This is a genomic window from Ensifer sp. Root278 (assembly GCF_001429285.1).
Taxonomy (GTDB): domain Bacteria; phylum Pseudomonadota; class Alphaproteobacteria; order Rhizobiales; family Rhizobiaceae; genus Ensifer.
In genome coordinates, this window is sequence record NZ_LMJJ01000001.1 from 342,237 (window position 1) to 361,007 (window position 18,771).

The 18,771-nt window shown below is 63.4% G+C and carries 14 protein-coding genes; 13 read left to right on the forward strand and 1 reads right to left on the reverse strand.

Features of this window, described 5'->3' with window-relative positions; all coding sequences use genetic code 11:
* The first annotated feature begins 5 nt into the window (after nt 1-5).
* The gene (locus ASE60_RS01730) at nt 6-896 is read left to right on the forward strand and encodes a GNAT family N-acetyltransferase (RefSeq protein WP_057248004.1); all 891 of its coding nucleotides are present in this window, start codon (nt 6-8) and stop codon (nt 894-896) included.
* A gap of 340 nt (nt 897-1,236) precedes the next feature.
* Here the strand turns inward: ASE60_RS01730 and ASE60_RS01735 are convergent, their stop codons facing one another.
* Nucleotides 1,237-3,522: an NADP-dependent malic enzyme gene (locus tag ASE60_RS01735; protein ID WP_057248005.1), complete on the reverse strand. Its 2,286-nt coding sequence runs from the start codon at nt 3,520-3,522 to the stop codon at nt 1,237-1,239.
* A 103-nt stretch (nt 3,523-3,625) separates the two neighbouring features.
* On the opposite strand from ASE60_RS01735, the gene mutS reads away from it, so the two are divergent.
* From mutS to ASE60_RS01795, 12 genes are all read left to right on the forward strand, one after another.
* Nucleotides 3,626-6,379 carry a DNA mismatch repair protein MutS gene (gene mutS / locus ASE60_RS01740; RefSeq protein ID WP_057248006.1) on the forward strand — a complete coding sequence of 918 codons (2,754 nt, stop codon included), beginning with the start codon at nt 3,626-3,628 and terminating at the stop codon, nt 6,377-6,379.
* A gap of 235 nt (nt 6,380-6,614) precedes the next feature.
* A complete protein-coding gene (locus ASE60_RS01745) occupies nt 6,615-9,458 on the forward strand; it encodes a [protein-PII] uridylyltransferase (protein ID WP_057248007.1) in 2,844 nt (947 codons plus the stop codon).
* Nucleotides 9,455-11,059, forward strand: coding sequence for a murein biosynthesis integral membrane protein MurJ (gene murJ / locus ASE60_RS01750; protein WP_057248008.1), 1,605 nt, complete (start codon nt 9,455-9,457; stop codon nt 11,057-11,059). Before ASE60_RS01745 ends, murJ begins: the two co-directional genes overlap by 4 nt.
* Nucleotides 11,059-11,451, forward strand: coding sequence for a VOC family protein (locus ASE60_RS01755; RefSeq protein WP_057248009.1), 393 nt, complete (start codon nt 11,059-11,061; stop codon nt 11,449-11,451). Before murJ ends, ASE60_RS01755 begins: the two co-directional genes overlap by 1 nt.
* 111 nt (nt 11,452-11,562) lie before the next feature.
* Nucleotides 11,563-12,627, forward strand: coding sequence for a tryptophan--tRNA ligase (gene trpS, locus ASE60_RS01760; protein WP_057248010.1), 1,065 nt, complete (start codon nt 11,563-11,565; stop codon nt 12,625-12,627).
* 153 nt (nt 12,628-12,780) lie between these two features.
* Nucleotides 12,781-13,272, forward strand: a complete 492-nt coding sequence (locus tag ASE60_RS01765; RefSeq protein WP_057248011.1) for a universal stress protein — start codon at nt 12,781-12,783, stop codon at nt 13,270-13,272.
* A gap of 166 nt (nt 13,273-13,438) precedes the next feature.
* On the forward strand, nt 13,439-14,005 hold the full coding sequence (locus ASE60_RS01770) for a NifU family protein (protein WP_057248012.1): 567 nt from the start codon (nt 13,439-13,441) through the stop codon (nt 14,003-14,005).
* A gap of 156 nt (nt 14,006-14,161) precedes the next feature.
* Entirely contained in the window at nt 14,162-14,821 is a 660-nt protein-coding gene (gene tsaB, locus ASE60_RS01775) for a tRNA (adenosine(37)-N6)-threonylcarbamoyltransferase complex dimerization subunit type 1 TsaB (protein WP_057248013.1), read from the forward strand.
* Between the two features lie 6 nt (nt 14,822-14,827).
* Nucleotides 14,828-15,325: an N-acetyltransferase gene (locus ASE60_RS01780; RefSeq protein ID WP_057248014.1), complete on the forward strand. Its 498-nt coding sequence runs from the start codon at nt 14,828-14,830 to the stop codon at nt 15,323-15,325.
* 100 nt (nt 15,326-15,425) lie between these two features.
* Entirely contained in the window at nt 15,426-16,217 is a 792-nt protein-coding gene (locus tag ASE60_RS01785) for a 1-acyl-sn-glycerol-3-phosphate acyltransferase (RefSeq protein WP_057248015.1), read from the forward strand.
* A gap of 70 nt (nt 16,218-16,287) precedes the next feature.
* Complete coding sequence (gene miaB, locus ASE60_RS01790) at nt 16,288-17,688, forward strand: tRNA (N6-isopentenyl adenosine(37)-C2)-methylthiotransferase MiaB (protein ID WP_057248016.1); 1,401 nt, start codon at nt 16,288-16,290, stop codon at nt 17,686-17,688.
* Nucleotides 17,689-17,715: 27 nt separating this feature from the next.
* Complete coding sequence (locus tag ASE60_RS01795; protein WP_057248017.1) at nt 17,716-18,771, forward strand: PhoH family protein; 1,056 nt, start codon at nt 17,716-17,718, stop codon at nt 18,769-18,771.

Consider the following 18,771-nt stretch of genomic DNA (forward strand, 5'->3'; position numbering starts at 1 on the left):
CGCGGATGGCCATCGAGCTACTGGATTCAGCGAACGTGGTTGACACTTCTCAGGCTTGCATCGGCAAGAAGGCTGCCGCCCCGACGACTGACGTTCTTGGCAGGATCGCCAATCTCGAGACGCGCCTGGCACGGACGGCATCGGAGATCGATGCCGCCCAGGCCGTACGCTACAAGGTTTTCGTCGAAGAGATGAATGCGCAGGTTGGCGCCGAAGCCGACCGCCGCAAGCGCGACATCGACAGCTGGGACGCGATCTGCGATCACCTTCTGGTTCTCGATACCTCGATCGAGGGCGATGCCGAGGATCAGATCGTCGGCACCTATCGCTTGCTCCGCCAGGACGTGGCCGAGCGCTCGGGCGGTTTCTACTCGGCTTCCGAATTTGCCATCGACCAGCTTCTCGCTCGCCATCCGACCAAGCGCTTCATGGAGCTTGGCCGTTCCTGCGTGTTGCCGGACTACCGTACCAAGCGGACGGTGGAACTGCTTTGGCAGGGAAACTGGGCCTACGCCCTCAAATACGGCATGGACGCCATGTTCGGCTGCGGTTCGTTCCCCGGCGTGGTGCCGGCCGAGCATGCGCTGGCGCTTTCCTTCCTGCATCACAACATCCGCGCCCGTGACGAATGGGCCGTGAGCGCACGTCCGGAACTGCATCGGACCATGGATTTGATGCCGGCCGAGGCGATCAATGCGAAAAAGGCGCTCGGCGCCCTGCCGCCGCTGATCAAGGGCTATATGCGTCTGGGCGCAATGGTCGGCGACGGCGCGGTGGTCGATCATGCATTCCGCACGACGGATGTTTTGATCGTGCTGCCGATCAGCAATATCTCCGGCCGTTATCTCAATTATTACGGCGCAGACGCAGGGCGGTTCGCGACCTCCGTCTCCTGACGGGCGCGCGACTGGATTAACCAAGTCTTAATGACGAGTTTGACTTTCGAGACTGAAAGAGAGACTTGTATTGTCAAGTTATTCTCTAATTTCATCACGAGAGAATAGAGAAAATAACGGAGGAATGGCCGATCATTTCCGGAGGTTGGCCGGCATGAAATCCCAAATCCTCCGTCTTTCATTACCTGAAACGTAGTTCGGTTGCCTGATTATGAGCTCGCTTCTTCTCTCCAGGGGATGCGGGCTCTTCTTTTTATAACTTGTAGCGATTTGTTACTATTTCGGCAGACCTGGCGACTTTGAGTGCCAGGCCTGCGCCAAAATAGTACATCCGTCGGTGTCACATGCCGGCGTTGTAGGCGGCAATCGCCGCCATGTTGACGATGTCGGAATCCTTGGCCGACATCGAGACGATCTGGATCGACTTGTCGAAGCCGACGAGCAGGGGACCAATCACCGTCGAGCCGCCGAGTTCCTGCAGCATCTTGGTCGAGATCGACGCCGAGTGGAACGCCGGCATGACGAGCACGTTGGCGGTGCCGGAGAGGCGGCAGAACGGATATTGCTCCATGACGCGGGCGTTGAGCGCCACGTCCGCCGCCATTTCCCCGTCATATTCGAAGTCGACGCGGCGCTTGTCGAGGATGTTGACCGCCTCGCGCACCCGCTCGGAGCGTTCGCCCGAGGGGTGGCCGAAGGTGGAATAGGCGAGCATCGCCACGCGCGGCACGTAACCGAGCCGTTTGGCGAGGCCGGCTGCCTCCTCGGCGATATCGGCAAGCTCCTCCGAAGAGGGCATGTCGTGCACTGCCGTGTCGGCGACGAGCACGGTGCGGCCGCGGCAGAGCGCGATCGAGACGCCGATGACGCGATGGCCCGGCTTCGGATCGATGCAGCGGCGCACGTCCTCGAGGGCGGTCGAATAGTTGCGGGTGAGGCCCGTCACCATCCCGTCGGCGTCACCGAGTGCCACCATGCAGGCGGCGAAGTGGTTGCGGTCGTTGTTGATCAGGCGCTGGGCGTCGCGGAAGAGGAAGCCCTTCCGCTGCAGGCGGGCATAGAGATAGTCCGTATAGGCGCCGACGCGCTTGGAAAGGCGTGCATTGACGATCTGGATGCCGGGGCGGTCTAGGTCGATGCCCTCGCGCTCCGCCGTCTCGCGCATGCGCTCCTCGCGGCCGAGCAGGATGGCGGTGCCGAGCTGCTGGTTGGCATAGGCGATCGCCGAGCGCATGACCTGCACCTCTTCGCCTTCGGCAAAGACAATGCGCTTCGGCTGGCGCCGGACGCGTTCGTAGATACGCTGCAGCGTCGAGGCGATCGGGTCGCGGCGGGCGGAAAGCTGACGGCCATAGGCTTCGAGATCGGTGATCGGCTTCTGCGCGACGCCGCTTTCCATCGCAGCCTTGGCGACCGCCATCGGGATCGACGAGATCAGCCGCGGATCGAAGGGGACCGGGATGATGTATTGCGCGCCGAAGCGTGGACGGTTGCCCTGGTAGGCGGCCGCAACATCATCAGGCACATCTTCCTTGGCAAGGCTTGCCAGCGCTTCAGCCGCCGCGATCTTCATCGCGTCGTTGATCGTCGAGGCGCGCACGTCGAGCGCGCCGCGGAAGATATAGGGGAAACCAAGCACGTTGTTGACCTGGTTCGGATAGTCCGAACGGCCGGTCGCGACGATCGCGTCGTCACGGATGCGGGCGACTTCCTCCGGCGTGATTTCCGGATCCGGGTTGGCCATGGCGAAGATGATCGGCCGCGGTGCCATCGAGCGGACCATGTCTTCCGAAAGCGCACCCTTGGCCGAAAGGCCGAAGACCACGTCTGCGCCCTCGAGCGCTTCTGCGAGGGTGCGGCGGTCGGTCTTGACCGCGTGCGCCGACTTCCACTGGTTCATGCCTTCGGTGCGACCCTCGAAGATCACGCCCTTGGTGTCGCAAAGGATGATGTTTTCCGAATTGAAGCCCATCGACTTGATGAGCTCGATGCAGGCGATGGCAGCAGCACCCGCGCCGTTGCAGACGAGCTTCGTCGTCTTGAAGTCGCGGCCGGTCAAAGCCAGCGCATTGATCAGGCCGGCAGCGGCAATGATCGCGGTGCCGTGCTGGTCGTCGTGGAACACCGGGATGTCCATGACCTCGCGCAGCTTCTGCTCGATGATGAAACAGTCCGGGGCCTTGATGTCTTCGAGGTTGATGCCACCGAAGGACGGCCCCAGGAAGCGCACGCAGTTGATGAACTCGTCGACGTTCTCGGTATCGACTTCGAGGTCGATGGAATCGACGTCGGCGAAGCGCTTGAACAGCACCGCCTTGCCTTCCATGACCGGCTTGGAGGCAAGCGCCCCGAGGTTGCCGAGGCCGAGGATGGCGGTGCCGTTCGAGATGACGGCGACCATGTTGCCGCGCGTCGTGTAGTCATAGGCGGTGCTGGGGTCCTCGGCGATCGCCTTCACCGGCACCGCGACACCCGGCGAATAGGCAAGCGACAGGTCGCGCTGGGTCGCCATGGCCTTGGTGGGGGAAATCTCCAGCTTTCCGGGACGACCCTGCGAGTGAAAATCGAGCGCTTCTTGCGCGGTGACGCTCGTCATTGTGCGATCGGTCTTGTCGGTGGCCGGCATGTTTCCTCTATCCTCCTGTGGGCGAGCCTTGCGGCGCGCCTCTTTATGGTTGTCGTCTACAATTGCTTGGGGATAGTGTGCCATCTCTTTTTTCGGAACAATCATGAATTTCGTGACAGACCAATCGAACCGCGCCGGGGAGGTGTTGTCCGCAGCCGAACTGGCGAGCGAGGAAAGCCGTTCCACGGCCACGCCGATGATGGAACAGTTCATCGAGATCAAGGCGAACAACCCGGATTCGCTGCTGTTCTACCGCATGGGCGACTTCTACGAGCTGTTCTTCCAGGACGCGGTCGAAGCGTCGCGCGCGCTCGGCATCACGCTGACGAAGCGCGGCCAGCACATGGGACAGGAAATCCCGATGTGCGGCGTACCGGTGCATGCCGCCGACGATTATCTGCAGAAGCTGATCGGCCTCGGCTTCCGCGTCGCCGTCTGCGAGCAGGTCGAAGACCCGGCGGAGGCCAAGAAGCGCGGCGGCAAGTCGGTGGTGCGCCGCGACGTCGTGCGCCTGGTGACACCGGGCACGATCACCGAAGAGAAGCTGCTGTCGCCGTCGGAGACCAACTACCTGATGGCGCTGGCGCGCATCAAGAGCGGGTCCGAACCCGCTTACGCGCTTGCCTGGATCGATATCTCCACCGGCATCTTCCGGCTGGCCGAGACCGCCGAAAGCCGGCTGCTCGCCGATATCCTGCGCATCGAGCCGCGCGAACTGATCCTTGCCGATACGGTGTTTCACGATCCGGAATTGAGGCCCGTCTTCGACGTGCTCGGCCGCGTGGCCGTGCCGCAGCCGGCGGTGCTGTTCGACAGCGCGACGGCCGAGGGCCGCATTAGCCGCTATTTCGGCGTCAAGACGCTCGACGGCTTCGGCACATTCTCGCGCGCCGAATTGGCCGCCGCTTCGGCTGCGATCTCCTATGTCGAGAAGACCCAGCTTGCCGAACGTCCGGCGCTCGGCACCCCCGAGCGCGAAAGTGCCGCCTCGACGCTGTTCATCGATCCGGCGACCCGCGCCAACCTTGAACTGGTCAAGACACTCTCCGGCGCGCGCGAGGGCACGCTGCTGAAGGCGCTCGACCGCACGGTGACGAGCGGCGGCGCCCGGCTTCTCGCCGAGCGGCTGATGTCGCCGCTGACCGATCCGGACCGTATCAACCAGCGCCTCGACTCGATCGAGATCCTTGCGGATCAGCCTTCCTTCGCAGGCGACCTGCGCGACGCGCTGCGCCGTGCGCCGGATATGCCGCGCGCCCTGTCGCGACTGGCGCTCGGCCGCGGCGGTCCCCGTGATCTCGGCGCCATCCAGGCCGGCTTGCATGCGTCGGCGTCGATTTCGCGCCGGATGGCGGCCGGCACGCTATCGGATGAGCTGAAGGAAGCACGCGCCGCGATCGATGCGCTGCCTGCGGGTCTGCTCGGCCTGCTCGACGCCACCCTTGGCGAGGAACTGCCACTGCTGAAGCGCGACGGCGGCTTCCTGCGCTCAGGTGCCAATGCCGAGCTCGACGAAGTCCGGGCGCTGCGCGACCAGTCGCGGCGGGTGATCGCCGGGCTGCAGCTGCAATATTCCGAAGAAACCGGCATCAAGTCGCTGAAGATCAAGCACAACAACGTGCTTGGTTATTTCATCGAGGTGACCGCCGGCAATGCCGGCTCGATGACCGATACGGATGCCGGCCGCGCCCGCTTCATCCATCGCCAGACCATGGCCAATGCCATGCGCTTCACCACGACGGAGCTGGCGGAACTTGAAAGCAAGATCGCCAACGCCGCCGACCGCGCCCTGTCGATCGAGCTTGAAGCCTTCGAGGCGATGACGGCCGAGGTCGTTGCGGCTGCCGAGACGCTCAAGGCGGCGGCATTGGCGCTGGCGACCGTGGACGTCTCCGTCGGCCTTGCCGTGCTTGCTGAGGAGCAGGCCTATGCACGGCCTAACGTCGACCGCTCGCGCAAGTTCGCGATCGACGGCGGCCGCCATCCTGTCGTCGAGCAGGCGCTGAAGCGCCAGGCAAGCAATGCCTTCGTCGCCAATGGCTGCGATCTCTCACCTCCTGAGGGCGAAGAAGGCGGTGCGATCTGGCTGCTCACCGGTCCCAACATGGGCGGTAAATCGACCTTCCTGCGCCAGAATGCGCTGATCGCGATCATGGCGCAGATGGGCACTTTCGTTCCCGCCGCAAGCGCCCATATCGGCATCGTCGACCGGCTCTTCTCCCGCGTCGGCGCCTCCGACGATCTGGCGCGCGGCCGCTCGACCTTCATGGTCGAGATGGTCGAGACGGCGGCAATCCTCAACCAGGCGACCGACCGCTCGCTGGTGATCCTCGACGAGATCGGTCGTGGCACCGCCACCTTCGACGGCCTGTCGATCGCCTGGGCGGCGGTCGAGCACCTGCATGAGGCAAACCGCTGCCGCGGCCTGTTTGCCACCCACTTCCATGAGCTGACGGTGCTTTCGGAAAAGCTCGGCCGTCTCTCGAACGCGACGATGCGCGTCAAGGAATGGCACGGCGACGTGATCTTCCTGCACGAGGTAGGCCCGGGCGCTGCCGACCGGTCCTATGGCATCCAGGTCGCCCGCCTTGCCGGCCTGCCGGCCTCGGTGGTGGCGCGTGCCAAGGACGTGCTCGCCAAGCTCGAGGATGCCGACCGCAAGAACCCGGCGAGCCAGCTGATCGACGATCTGCCGCTCTTCCAGGTGGCGATCCGCCGCGAAGAGGTGAAGGCCGCAGGTCCGTCCAAGGTCGAGGAGGCGTTGAAGACGCTGAACCCAGACGACATGACGCCGCGCGAAGCGCTCGACGCGCTCTATGCGCTGAAGAAGGAACTGAGCGTCGCCAAGGCGGGATGAGGAAAAGTGTGTGCGGTTTTCCGCCCGCATCCCGCCAACCGCTGGCTAAAGCGGCGCGCGCCTTTTTCCTGTGCAGCCTTCCGTAAAAAGGCTATACAGCGCCGCGCGCCTTTGCCGGCGCGGCGATTGAAATGCTGTGTGGTCTTTGTTCGGCCTCGGTCGTAAGGATCATGCAGGAGCGCTCGATCGCGAGCGAACCACGCAACCAGTCGGACAGGACGCCCCTCGGCACTACATGGGCAGACACGAAACTTTCTTTCCCGAAATCCTCGATGTCGCAGCGCTCCGGGCAAAATGCGACTTCATCGCCTCGGCCCATGCCGAGCAGCGCGAGCCGATGCGCCAGGCGCTGCTGGCCGCCTTCAAGCAGGCAAACGTCGCCGGCCGGGCCAAGGCGCGCGAACTGTTTTATGCCGACGGAGCCGGCATTCTGTGCGCCGAGCGCATTTCCTGGCTGCAGGATCAGCTGATCACCGTACTGCATGATTTCGTGCTGAACGAGATCTTCGACGCTGCCAATGCGCCGCCGGCCTCGCGCATCGCGGTGGCTGCGGTCGGCGGTTATGGCCGCGGCACGCTGGCGCCGGGCTCGGACATCGACCTTCTGTTCCTGCTGCCGGTCAAGAAGGCCGTGTGGGCGGAACCGGCGATCGAGTTCATGCTCTATATCCTCTGGGATCTGGGCTTCAAGGTCGGCCACGCCACCCGCACCATTGACGAATGCATCCGCCTGTCGCGCGCCGACATGACCATTCGCACGGCCATTCTCGAGACGCGTTACATCTGCGGCTCCGAGACGCTGAGCGCCGAGCTCGAAACGCGCTTCGATCATGAAATCGTGCGCAACACAGGCCCGGATTTTATCGCCGCCAAGCTTGCCGAGCGTGATGAGCGCCACCGCAAGGCCGGTGATACGCGCTATCTCGTCGAGCCGAACGTCAAGGAAGGTAAGGGCGGTCTTCGCGACCTGCACACGCTGTTCTGGATCGCCAAATATTTCTACCGCCTCAAGGACACCGCCGACCTCGTGAAGGTCGGGGTATTGTCGCGGCAGGAGTACCAGCTTTTCCAGAAGGCCGAGGATTTCCTCTGGGCTGTGCGCTGCCATATGCATTTCCTGACCGGCAAGGCGGAAGAGCGGCTCTCCTTCGACATCCAACGGGAGATCGCCGAAGCGCTGGGCTACCACGACCATCCGGGCCTTTCCGCCGTCGAGCGCTTCATGAAGCACTTCTTCCTGGTGGCGAAGGACGTCGGCGACCTGACCCGCATTTTCTGCGCCGCACTCGAAGACCAGCAGGCCAAGGATGCCCCCGGCATCTCCGGCATCATCGGCCGCTTCACCCATCGCAGTCGCAAGATCCCCGGCACGCTCGATTTTGTCGACGACGGCGGCCGCATCGCGCTCGCGAGCCCCGACGTCTTCAAGCGCGATCCGGTCAACCTGCTGCGCTTCTTCCACATCGCCGACATCAACGGGCTTGAGTTCCATCCGGCGGCACTGCGCCAGGTGACGCGGTCGCTGAGTTTGATCAAGCCGGCGCTGCGCGAAAACGAGGAGGCGAACCGCCTCTTCCTGTCGATCCTCACCTCGCGCCGCAAGCCGGAACTCATCCTCAGGCGCATGAACGAAGCGGGCGTGCTCGGCCGCTTTATTCCGGATTTCGGCAAGATCGTCTCGATGATGCAGTTCAACATGTATCATCACTATACGGTCGACGAGCACCTGCTGCGCACCGTCGACGTGCTCTCGCGCATCGAAGGCGGCATCGAGGAGGAGGCGCATCCGCTGGTCGCCCAGCTGATGCCGGGGATCGAGGAGCGCGAGGCGCTCTACGTCGCCGTGCTGCTGCACGACATCGCCAAGGGCAGGCCCGAGAATCACTCGACCGCCGGCGCAAAGGTGGCGCGCAAGCTCTGCCCGCGCTTCGGGCTGTCGCCAAAGCAGACCGAACTCGTCGCCTGGCTGATCGAGGAGCATCTGTTGATGTCGATGGTCGCCCAGACGCGCGACCTCAACGACCGCAAGACGATCGTCGACTTCGCCGAGCGGGTGCAGTCGCTCGACCGGCTGAAGATGCTCTTGGTTCTGACCGTTTGCGATATCCGCGCCGTCGGTCCAGGCGTCTGGAACGGCTGGAAGGGGCAACTGTTGCGCACGCTCTATTACGAGACCGAACTGTTGCTGTCGGGCGGCTTCTCGGAACTGTCGCGCAAGGAGCGCGCCGCGCATGCCGCGATGATGCTCGGCGAGGCGTTGACGGACTGGTCCGAGAAGGAGCGCGACGACTATGTGCGCCTGCATTATCAGCCCTATCTGCTGACCGTCGCGCTCGAAGATCAGGTGCGCCATGCACGCTTCATCCGCGAAGCGGACGCCGCCGACAAGGCGCTGGCGACGATGGTGCGCACGCACCAGTTCCATGCGATCACCGAAATCACCGTGCTTTCGCCCGACCATCCGCGTCTCCTGACCGTGATCGCCGGCGCCTGCGCTGCCGCCGGCGCCAACATCGTCGATGCCCAGATCTTCACGACCTCTGACGGACGGGCACTGGACACGATCCTGGTGAACCGCGAGTTCGCCGTCGACGGGGATGAGATGCGGCGAGCGGGCAGCATCGGCAAGCTGATCGAGGACGTACTTGCCGGCCGCAAACGCCTGCCCGAAGTGATTGCCAGCCGGACGAAGGTGAAGAAGCGCACCAAGGCGTTTACCGTGACGCCCGAGGTGACGATCAGCAACACATTGTCGAACAAGTTTACGGTGATCGAGGTCGAGGGCCTCGACCGTCCGGGCCTCTTGTCCGAGATCACCGCAGTGCTTTCCGATCTCTCGCTCGATATCGCCTCGGCGCACATCACCACCTTCGGTGAGAAGGTGATCGACACCTTCTATGTCACCGACCTCGTCGGTCAGAAGGTGACGAGCGAGAACCGTCAGATGAACATTGCCGCCCGCCTCAAGGCCGTCATGGCCGGTGAGGGTGACGAAGCCCGCGACCGCATGCCCTCCGGCATCATCGCGCCGCCACCGGGTGTCTCCTCCGCTCAAAGAACGACAAAAGCCGAAACATGAGTCTGGTCAAGAAATTTGCAACCGTCGGCGGCGCGACGCTTGGAAGCCGCCTGTTCGGCTTCATCCGCGAAACCTTCATGGCGGCCGCCCTCGGCACCGGCCCGGTCGCCGATGCCTTCAACACGGCCTTCCGCCTGCCGAACACCTTCCGCCGGCTGTTTGCCGAAGGGGCCTTCAACTCCGCCTTCGTGCCGCTCTTTGCCAAGGAGATCGAGGCGAACGGCATGGAGGGCGCGCGGCGCTTTTCCGAGGAAGTCTTCGGCGTTCTCTTCACCGTGCTTCTGTTCCTGACGATCGCGATGGAACTGACGATGCCCTTCATCGTCAGCAAGCTGATCGCCCCCGGTTTTGCCGACGATCCGGAAAAGCTCGGCAACACCATCGTCTTTGCAGGCATCATGTTCCCCTATCTCGCCTGCATGTCGCTGGCGGCGATGATGGGCGGCATGCTGAACTCGCTGCATCGCTTCTTTGCGGCAGCGATTGCGCCGGTGTTCCTCAATGTCATCCTGATCGCGGTGCTGGCCTACGCCTGGTATGAGGGCCAAGATCCGGTGGCCGTCGGCTATGCGCTGTCCTGGGGGGTCATGGCGGCCGGTCTGGTGCAGCTTGCGATCGTCTGGATCGCCGTGCGCGACGCCGGCATCAAGATCGGCCTCCGCCGGCCGAAGATGACCGCCAGTGTCAGGCGCCTGCTGGTGCTAGCCCTGCCGGCGGCGATCACCGGCGGCATCACCCAGATCAACCTCTTGATCAATACCAATATCGCCTCGGCGAGCGAAGGCGCGGTCTCGTCGCTGGTCTATGCGGACCGGATCTACCAGCTTCCGCTTGGCGTCGTCGGCATCGCGGTGGCAACCGTGCTGCTGCCGGAACTTGCCCGGGCGCTGCGTTCCGGCAATGTCAACGAAGCGTCGAACCTGCAGAACCGCTCGGTCGAGTTCACGTTGTTCCTGACGCTGCCGGCGGCAGCTGCGTTGCTCGTGATGTCCGAGCCGATCGTCCGGCTGCTCTTCGAGCGCGGCAAGTTCTCGCCGGAATCGACCGTCATCGTCGGTCACATCCTGGCAATTTACGGTCTCGGCCTGCCGGCTTTCGTCTTGATCAAGGCCTTCATTCCCGGCTTCTTCGCGCGCGAGGATACGCGCACGCCGATGATCTTCGCCGCCATCTCCGTCGTCGTGAACGTCTCGCTGGCGCTGACCCTGTTTCCGCGGCTCGGCGCAAGCGGCATCGCTACAGCCGAGATCGTCGCCGGCTGGGTGAACGCCGTCCTGCTCTTCGCAACACTCGTCTGGCGCGGCCATTGGGGCAGGGACATCCCGTTGCTGACCCGCATTCCGCGCCTCGCCATCGCGGCGGCGGGCATGGCTGCGGCGCTGTATTTCGCGATCGACTGGTTCGCCTTCGAGCTCTCTTCCGCCGCGCCGCTCGTGACACGGGCAGTAACCCTGCTCGGTCTGGTCTCGGTGGCGATGGTGATCTACTTCGCGCTCGCCTTCGGTCTCGGCGGCGCCAGCCTCGGCATGATCCGCCGGAGCATCAAGCGCAAGGCCAAAGCACCGGCAGAACCCGCTGCAGCACCGGAGGCGAGCGACTGATGCGCCAGACGATCGCACGCATTGCCCTGGTCGTGCCGGACTACGATGCCGGCATCGCCTTCTATTGCGGCAAGCTCGGCTTCGACCTCGTGGAAGACACGAGGCTCGACGACAGCAAGCGCTGGGTCGTCGTTCGCCCCAAGGGCGCGGTTGAGACTTCGCTGCTGCTTGCCAAGGCCGACGGCGAACGCCAGGAGGCGGCGATCGGCAACCAGACCGGCGGCCGTGTCGGCTTCTTCCTCTTCACCGACGATTTCGCGCGCGACCATGCGGCGATGCTGGCCGACGGCGTCGCCTTTCTGGAAGCGCCGCGCCACGAGCCCTATGGCACGGTGGCGGTCTTCAGCGATCCGTTCGGCAACCATTGGGATCTGCTGCAACCGGCGGAATAGACGAGGCTGCGGCGACCTCTTGATTGCCTACCGCCACCCGTGCATAAGCCATGCCGTTAGCTACATGGGCGACAAAGCCCTGGGGCCCTCCACCAGCCTATTGAGGACGACATGAACGAATTCAAGCCGCTCGTATTCTCCGGCGTACAGCCGACGGGCAATCTCCATCTCGGCAATTATCTCGGTGCGATCCGCAAGTTCGTGGCACTGCAGGAAAACAACGACTGCATCTACTGCGTCGTCGACCTGCATTCGATCACGGCCCAGCTCGTGCACGAGGACCTGAAGGGGCAGATCCGCTCGATCGCCGCCGCCTTCATCGCTTCGGGCATCGATCCGAAGAAACATATCGTCTTCAATCAGTCGGCCGTGCCCCAGCATGCCGAACTCGCCTGGATCTTCAATTGCGTCGCCCGCATCGGCTGGATGAGCCGCATGACGCAGTTCAAGGACAAGGCCGGCAAGGACCGCGAGAACGCCTCGCTCGGTCTGCTAGCCTATCCGAGCCTGATGGCGGCCGACATTCTCGTCTATCGTGCCACCCACGTTCCTGTCGGTGACGACCAGAAGCAGCACCTGGAGCTGACGCGCGACATTGCCCAGAAGTTCAATATCGACTTCATGGAGCATATCCGCAGCGCCGGCTACGGTGTCGATATGGTTGTCGGCGAAGAGCCGATCCACGCCTATTTCCCGCCGGTCGAGCCGCTGATCGGCGGCGCGACGCCGCGCGTCATGTCGCTGCGTGATGGCACGAAGAAGATGTCGAAATCCGACCCGTCCGACCTTTCGCGCGTCAACCTGATGGACGACGCCGAGACGATCTCGAAGAAGATCCGCAAGGCCAAGACCGATCCGGATGCGCTACCAAGCGAGGTCGAAGGGCTCAAGGGTCGTCCGGAAGCGGAAAACCTCGTCGGCATCTATGCGGCGCTGTCGGACAAGACCAAGGAGCAGGTGCTGGCCGAGTTTGGCGGGCAGCAGTTCTCGGTCTTCAAGCCGGCGCTCGTCGACCTCGCGGTCGAGGTCCTGTCGCCGATCACCGCCGAAATGCGCCGCCTGATGGGCGACACCGCTCACATTGACGCCATTCTCCGCGATGGCGGCGAGCGAGCGCGGGCGCGGGCGGAAAAGACGATGAGCGAAGTGCGCGAGATCATCGGTTTTCTGCAGTAGTTGACTGAATCCGGGTCCTCGGACCCGGATTCACTTCGGTTCAGGAGTCGGAGCGGACCAAGAGCGGAAGGCCACGGGCACTTTTCCGTGTCCCGCTCCGAAACGCGAAAATCAGACCTTGCGGCGGCCAACCCGGGATGTATTGTTCACCCTATGGTCTCGACCCGACTCTCTCGACTTGAAGGTCACCGCCGCAAATTCATGGCGGTGATAGACGATACCCCGGAATGCGGGCGCGCCGTGCACTATGCGGGCATGCGCGCCAAGAACTCCAATGGCGGTCTCGTCCTGCTCTATGTGATCGCCGATGGCGACTTCCAGCAATGGCTGGGGGTCGAGGAAATCATGCGTGCGGAAGCGCGCGAGGAAGCCGAGGCGACGCTCGCCAAGGTGGCCCAGTCGGTCCGCGAACGGATCGGTATCGAGCCGGAGATCGTCATCCGCGAGGGAACTGCCACGGAGCAGATTCATGCGGCGATCGAGGAGGACCGCGACATCGCCATTCTGGTGCTCGCCGCCGGATCGGCAAAAGAGGGCCCAGGCCCGCTGGTGTCGTCGATCGCGGGCAAGGCAGCCGCCTTCCCGATCCCCGTCACGGTCATCCCCGATGCCCTGACGGACGAGGAGATCGACGCGCTCAGCTGACCTGCGTCGCTTTTCATGGGTCAAGCGGGATGCGGGCGGAAAACCGCTCACACTTTTCCTCATCCCGCTTTATGTACTCTTGCGACCAGAGGGCCATGCCCCTATATTCTTTTGAATAATTCTAAAGAGCTGGGCGACTGTCGCTCCCGGCGAAACGGAGACAGACATGTTCATTCAGACCGAAGCCACGCCGAATCCGGCAACGCTGAAGTTTTTGCCGGGCAAGGTTGTTATGGAAAACGGCACCGCCGAATTCCGCGACGAGGAAGAAGCCCGCGCCGGCTCGCCGCTGGCGGCACGGCTGTTTTCGATTCCGGGCGTCACCGGCGTCTATTTCGGCTACGATTTCATCACCGTCAGCAAGGAAAGCCAGGAGTGGCAGCACCTGAAGCCAGCGATCCTCGGTTCGATCATGGAGCATTTCATGTCGGGCCAGGCGATCATGGCTGGCAGCGGCCGCGCCGAGCAGTCGGATCAGGAAGACGAGTTCTTCGACGAAGGTGACGAGACGATCGTTGCCACGATCAAGGAGCTTCTGGAAACCCGCGTGCGCCCGGCCGTTGCACAGGACGGTGGCGACATCACCTTCCGAGGCTTCAAGGACGGCACCGTTTTCCTCAACATGAAGGGTGCCTGCTCGGGCTGCCCGTCGTCCACGGCGACGCTGAAGCATGGCGTGCAGAACCTGCTGCGCCATTTCGTTCCCGAGGTGCAAGCCGTCGAGGCCGTCTGACACCGGACGCCGTCCGGCGTCTCGCGAAAAAGGGCGGGATGAAGAAAAATGTGCGCGGTTTTCCGCCCGCATCCTGACCTGACCGAGTAGTATCGATTTTGCCGCAAAGCCTGGTCGGCCTTGCGGCTTGTGGCGTCTGAAAGATCCAGCGTTGAAATGATTGTACTTGCGATCGACACGTCCGGCTCCGGCTGCTCCGTTGCCGTCTACGACGGCGAAGCGGCTGTCGTGCTCGGGCGCTCGGGCGCCGATCTCGGCAAAGGTCATGCCGAGCGGCTGATGGAATTCGTTGACGAGGCGCTGGCCGCGGCTGGCCGATCGCTTGCCGATATCGACCGCATCGCGGTCACCGTCGGTCCGGGCTCGTTCACCGGCATTCGCGTCGGCGTGGCGGCCGCTCGTGGCCTGGCGCTGGCGCTCGGCAAGTCTGCGGTCGGCGTCTCGACGCTCGCAGTCCTGGCTGAAGGCATACGTGCTGCAGCGCCCGGCAGGGACATCCTCGTGGCCATAGATGCCAAGCGGGACGAAGTCTATGTCCAGGCTTTCGGCGCGACCGGTGATGCCATAAGTGAGCCCGAAGCGCTCGCTGTCGAGGTGGCGCGCGAACGCTTCTCCGGCTTTGATGGCGTCATCGGCGGCTCCGGCGCGGCTCTCGTTGCCCCGAACGCCCCTGCCAAACCCTCCGAACTCATCGATGTTGCCTTTGTCGCCGCGCTCGGCGCCGCTGCTGATCCAGCCTCGGCCAAGCCGCGACCGCTATATCTCCGAGGCCCCGACGCCAAGCCGCAGGTGGGCTTCGCGATTGCCCGAGCGTAGACCGAGATGAGCTTCACCGATTACTTCACTCGCCGTACCGAGTTCGACATTTTTCCGCTGGAGGAAGCCGACCTTCTTGCGGCGGCAGCGCTGCACCGCCAGCGTTTTGCAAGCCCCTGGACCGACGGCGAAATTCACGCGCTGCTGGTGCAGGACACGGTATTCGGTTTTGTCGCCCGCCAGACGAACGGCTCGTTCCGTCCGGCCTTTGGCGGTTTCGTCCTGTCGCGCGCCGTCGCCGGCGAGGCCGAAATCCTGACGATCGGCGTCGAGCCGCGTTATGCGCGCTCCGGTCTCGGCTGGCGGCTGATGCAGGCGGCGATGCGCGAGGCCCTGGTCAAGGGTTCCGAAGCGCTGTTCCTCGAAGTGGACGAGACCAATCAAGCGGCGATGGGGCTTTACCGTAAGCTCGGCTTCAACAAGGTCGGCGAACGCCGCGCCTATTACCAGGACAAGGCCGGCCAGCGGACTGCCGCGCTTGTCATGAGGCTTGATCTTCGCTAGTCCCAAGCGCGGATTAGCGTGGGATGAGGAAAAGTGTATGCGGTTTTCCGCCCGCATCCCGCTCTAACTTTTCAAGGATGCGCGCGGGAACTCTTTCCGGATGATCAATTGGCTACGGATTGCGATCTTCGCAGCGCTTCTGGCGCTGGTTTCGGTCGTTCTGATGCCGATCCAGATCGTCTGCCTCTGGCTCGACCTGAAACCCCGCCGTCGCTTACCGCGATACTGGCACCGGCTCGCCTGTTATCTTCTCGGCATTAAGGTGCGGGTTCACGGCGAGGTCGAGCGGCGGCGGCCGCTGCTCATCTGCGCCAATCACGCCTCCTGGAAGGACATTCTGGTACTGTCCTCGGTCACCGACGTCGTCTTCGTCGCAAAGTCCGAAGTGAAAAGCTGGCCGGTCTTCGGCCACCTCGCACGATTGCAGGCGTCGATCTTCGTCGAGCGCGAGCAGAAGCGCTCGACCGGCAAGCAGGTGAGCGAAATCGGTCAGCGCATGGCGTCGGGCGAAATCGTCGTGCTCTTTCCGGAGGGAACGACCTCGGATGGCAACCGCCTGTTGGAGATCAAGACCTCGCTCTTCGGCGCTGCTGCTTCCGCCGTGCCGCATTCGCCGACCGGGCTCGTGCATGTCCAGCCAGTCGCGATCTCCTATACCGGCATCCACGGCATGCCGATGGGTCGCTTCAATCGGCCGATTGCCGCATGGCCGGGCGACACCGAACTGGTGCCGCATCTGCTCGGCATCCTGCGCGAAGGGGCGATCGAGGTTGACGTCGATTTCGGTGAAGCCATCGACTACGATCGGCACACCAATCGCAAGGAAGTGAGCCGCAAAGTCGAACAGCGCATCCGTAGCATGCTGTCGGACCGGTTGCGCGGACGGACCTGACGCCTGCCGGCAAAGGCAGCCGTGCCGAAAATACTTCAACTTCGGGCCGCTTTGCACTAAGTAAGCCGCCATGACCCAGGATACAGCCCTTCTGTCGACAACGCCCGTAACGGGCGACGAGCGCGTGCCGGCCCGCAAGGTCTTCGTCAAGACCTATGGCTGCCAGATGAACGTCTATGATTCCGACCGCATGTCGGATGCCTTGTCGCGTGATGGTTATGTCTCGACCGACGTGCTGGAAGATGCCGACTTCGTGCTCCTCAACACCTGTCATATCCGTGAGAAGGCGGCGGAAAAGGTCTATTCCGAGCTTGGCCGCCTGCGTGACCTGAAGAAGGCGAAGGCCAAGGAAGGCCGCGAGATGGTGATCGGCGTTGCCGGCTGCGTCGCACAGGCCGAAGGCGACGAGATCCTCAGGCGCGCGCCGGCGGTCGATCTGGTGATCGGCCCGACGACCTATCACCGCCTGCCGGAAGCACTGAAACGTGCCCGCAGCGGCGAGCGCGTCGTCCAGACGGACTATGCCGTCGAGGACAAGTTCGAACACCTGCCGGCGCCCGACAGGGCGAAGACCCGCGCCCGCGGCGTCACCGCCTTCCTGACGGTGCAGGAGGGTTGCGACAAGTTCTGCACCTTCTGTGTCGTGCCCTATACGCGCGGCTCGGAAGTTTCCCGCCCGGTTGCGCAGATCGTCTTTGAAGCGGAAAAGCTGGTCGATGGCGGCGTCCGTGAAATCACCCTGCTCGGCCAGAACGTCAACGCCTGGCATGGCGTCGGACCCGATGGCCGCGAATGGGGGCTTGGCGACCTGCTCACGCGTCTCGGCGAGATCGAGGGGCTTGCGCGGCTCCGCTACACGACGAGCCACCCGCGCGACATGGACGACAGCCTGATCGAAGCGCATCGCTCGATGGGCAAGCTGATGCCTTACCTGCACCTGCCCGTGCAGTCCGGCTCCGACCGCATCCTGAAGGCGATGAACCGGAGGCACACCGCGGCCGAATATCTGGCGCTGATCGAGCGTATCCGCGCGGTCCAGCCGGACCTCGCACTGTCGGGCGATTTCATCGTCGGCTTCCCGGGCGAGACCGACGAGGACTTCGAAGACACCATGCGCCTGGTCGAGGCCGTGGGTTATGCACAGGCATTTTCATTCAAATATTCGACACGCCCCGGCACGCCCGGCGCCGAGCTCGGCGACCAGGTTCCCGAGGACGTAAAGGCCAAGCGCTTGGAAAAATTGCAGGCTTTGCTGTTTTCGCAGCAGCGCGCCTTCGCCGAATCCTGCGTCGGCCGCGAAATCGACCTGCTTTTGGAGAAGGCAGGACGCATGCCGGGCCAGCTCGTCGGGCGTTCCCCTTGGCTGCAGCCCGTGAATGTTGATGCAAAAGCATCGCAAATCGGTGACATTATCAAGGTGCGAATCATCAAGGCCGGGCCGAACAGCCTGTTTGCGGAGATGATCGGGTAAGGACCGAACACAAGGAGCCTGAACCGCTTGAACGGACACGAACTGATCTCTTCATCATCGCGCCAGTCGAAAACAACTGCGACAGACGCCAATCACTTCGTGCTCACGTTCGAGAACAACCGGTTCGCCAGCGAACTCTTCGGGCAGTTCGACCAGAATCTGAAGCTCCTCGAAGAGCGGCTCCGGATCGAAGCGCACCCGCGCGGTAATTCCGTTGCGATCTCAGGTGATGTCGTCGCCACCAATCAGGCGCGGCGCGCTCTCGATTTTCTCTATGGACGGTTGCAGAGCGGCGGATCGATCGATACGTCGGATGTGGAAGGCGCGATCCGGATGGCGGTCGCTGCCGACGATCAGCTACAATTGCCGACCATGGAGAAAAAAGCCAAATTGACGATGGCGCAGATTTCGACGCGCAAGAAGACGATCGTCGCCCGCACGCCGACGCAGGATGCCTATATCCGCGCGCTCGAGCGTTCCGAGCTCGTCTTCGGTGTCGGTCCGGCTGGTACCGGCAAGACCTATCTCGCGGTTGCCCATGCAGCACAGCTGCTGGAGCGCGGCGCCGTCGACCGTATCGTGCTTTCGCGTCCTGCCGTCGAGGCAGGCGAGCGCCTGGGCTTCCTGCCCGGCGACATGAAGGAGAAGGTCGACCCCTATCTCCGGCCCCTCTACGACGCGCTCTATGACATGATGCCGGGTGACAAGGTCGAACGGGCGATTACCGCCGGCGTCATCGAAATCGCGCCGCTCGCCTTCATGCGCGGCCGTACCCTCGCCAATGCCGCCGTCATCCTCGACGAGGCGCAGAACACGACATCGATGCAGATGAAGATGTTCCTGACCCGTCTCGGCGAAAACGGCCGCATGATCGTCACCGGCGATCCGAGCCAGGTCGACCTGCCGCGCGGCGTCAAGTCCGGCCTGGTCGAGGCCCTGCAGATCCTGAGGGGCGTCGAGGGCGTTTCGGTGGTGCGCTTCAAGGACGTCGACGTCGTCCGTCATCCGATGGTGGCGCGTATCGTCAGGGCTTACGAGTCCCACACGGCCGTTCACGACGAAAGCGAGCAGAGCGACCGCTGA

What these genes read in the sequence shown, in the direction of transcription:
- ASE60_RS01735 (WP_057248005.1), bottom strand. Translation starts at nt 3,522, where the DNA reads ATGCCGGCCACCGACAAGACCGATCGCACAATGACGAGCGTCACCGCG.
- ASE60_RS01765 (WP_057248011.1), top strand. Translation starts at nt 12,781, where the DNA reads ATGGTCTCGACCCGACTCTCTCGACTTGAAGGTCACCGCCGCAAATTC.
- trpS (WP_057248010.1), top strand. Translation starts at nt 11,563, where the DNA reads ATGAACGAATTCAAGCCGCTCGTATTCTCCGGCGTACAGCCGACGGGC.
- ASE60_RS01745 (WP_057248007.1), top strand. Translation starts at nt 6,615, where the DNA reads ATGGGCAGACACGAAACTTTCTTTCCCGAAATCCTCGATGTCGCAGCG.
- miaB (WP_057248016.1), top strand. Translation starts at nt 16,288, where the DNA reads ATGACCCAGGATACAGCCCTTCTGTCGACAACGCCCGTAACGGGCGAC.
- murJ (WP_057248008.1), top strand. Translation starts at nt 9,455, where the DNA reads ATGAGTCTGGTCAAGAAATTTGCAACCGTCGGCGGCGCGACGCTTGGA.
- ASE60_RS01755 (WP_057248009.1), top strand. Translation starts at nt 11,059, where the DNA reads ATGCGCCAGACGATCGCACGCATTGCCCTGGTCGTGCCGGACTACGAT.
- mutS (WP_057248006.1), top strand. Translation starts at nt 3,626, where the DNA reads ATGAATTTCGTGACAGACCAATCGAACCGCGCCGGGGAGGTGTTGTCC.
- ASE60_RS01785 (WP_057248015.1), top strand. Translation starts at nt 15,426, where the DNA reads ATGATCAATTGGCTACGGATTGCGATCTTCGCAGCGCTTCTGGCGCTG.
- tsaB (WP_057248013.1), top strand. Translation starts at nt 14,162, where the DNA reads ATGATTGTACTTGCGATCGACACGTCCGGCTCCGGCTGCTCCGTTGCC.
- ASE60_RS01770 (WP_057248012.1), top strand. Translation starts at nt 13,439, where the DNA reads ATGTTCATTCAGACCGAAGCCACGCCGAATCCGGCAACGCTGAAGTTT.
- ASE60_RS01780 (WP_057248014.1), top strand. Translation starts at nt 14,828, where the DNA reads ATGAGCTTCACCGATTACTTCACTCGCCGTACCGAGTTCGACATTTTT.
- ASE60_RS01730 (WP_057248004.1), top strand. Translation starts at nt 6, where the DNA reads ATGGCCATCGAGCTACTGGATTCAGCGAACGTGGTTGACACTTCTCAG.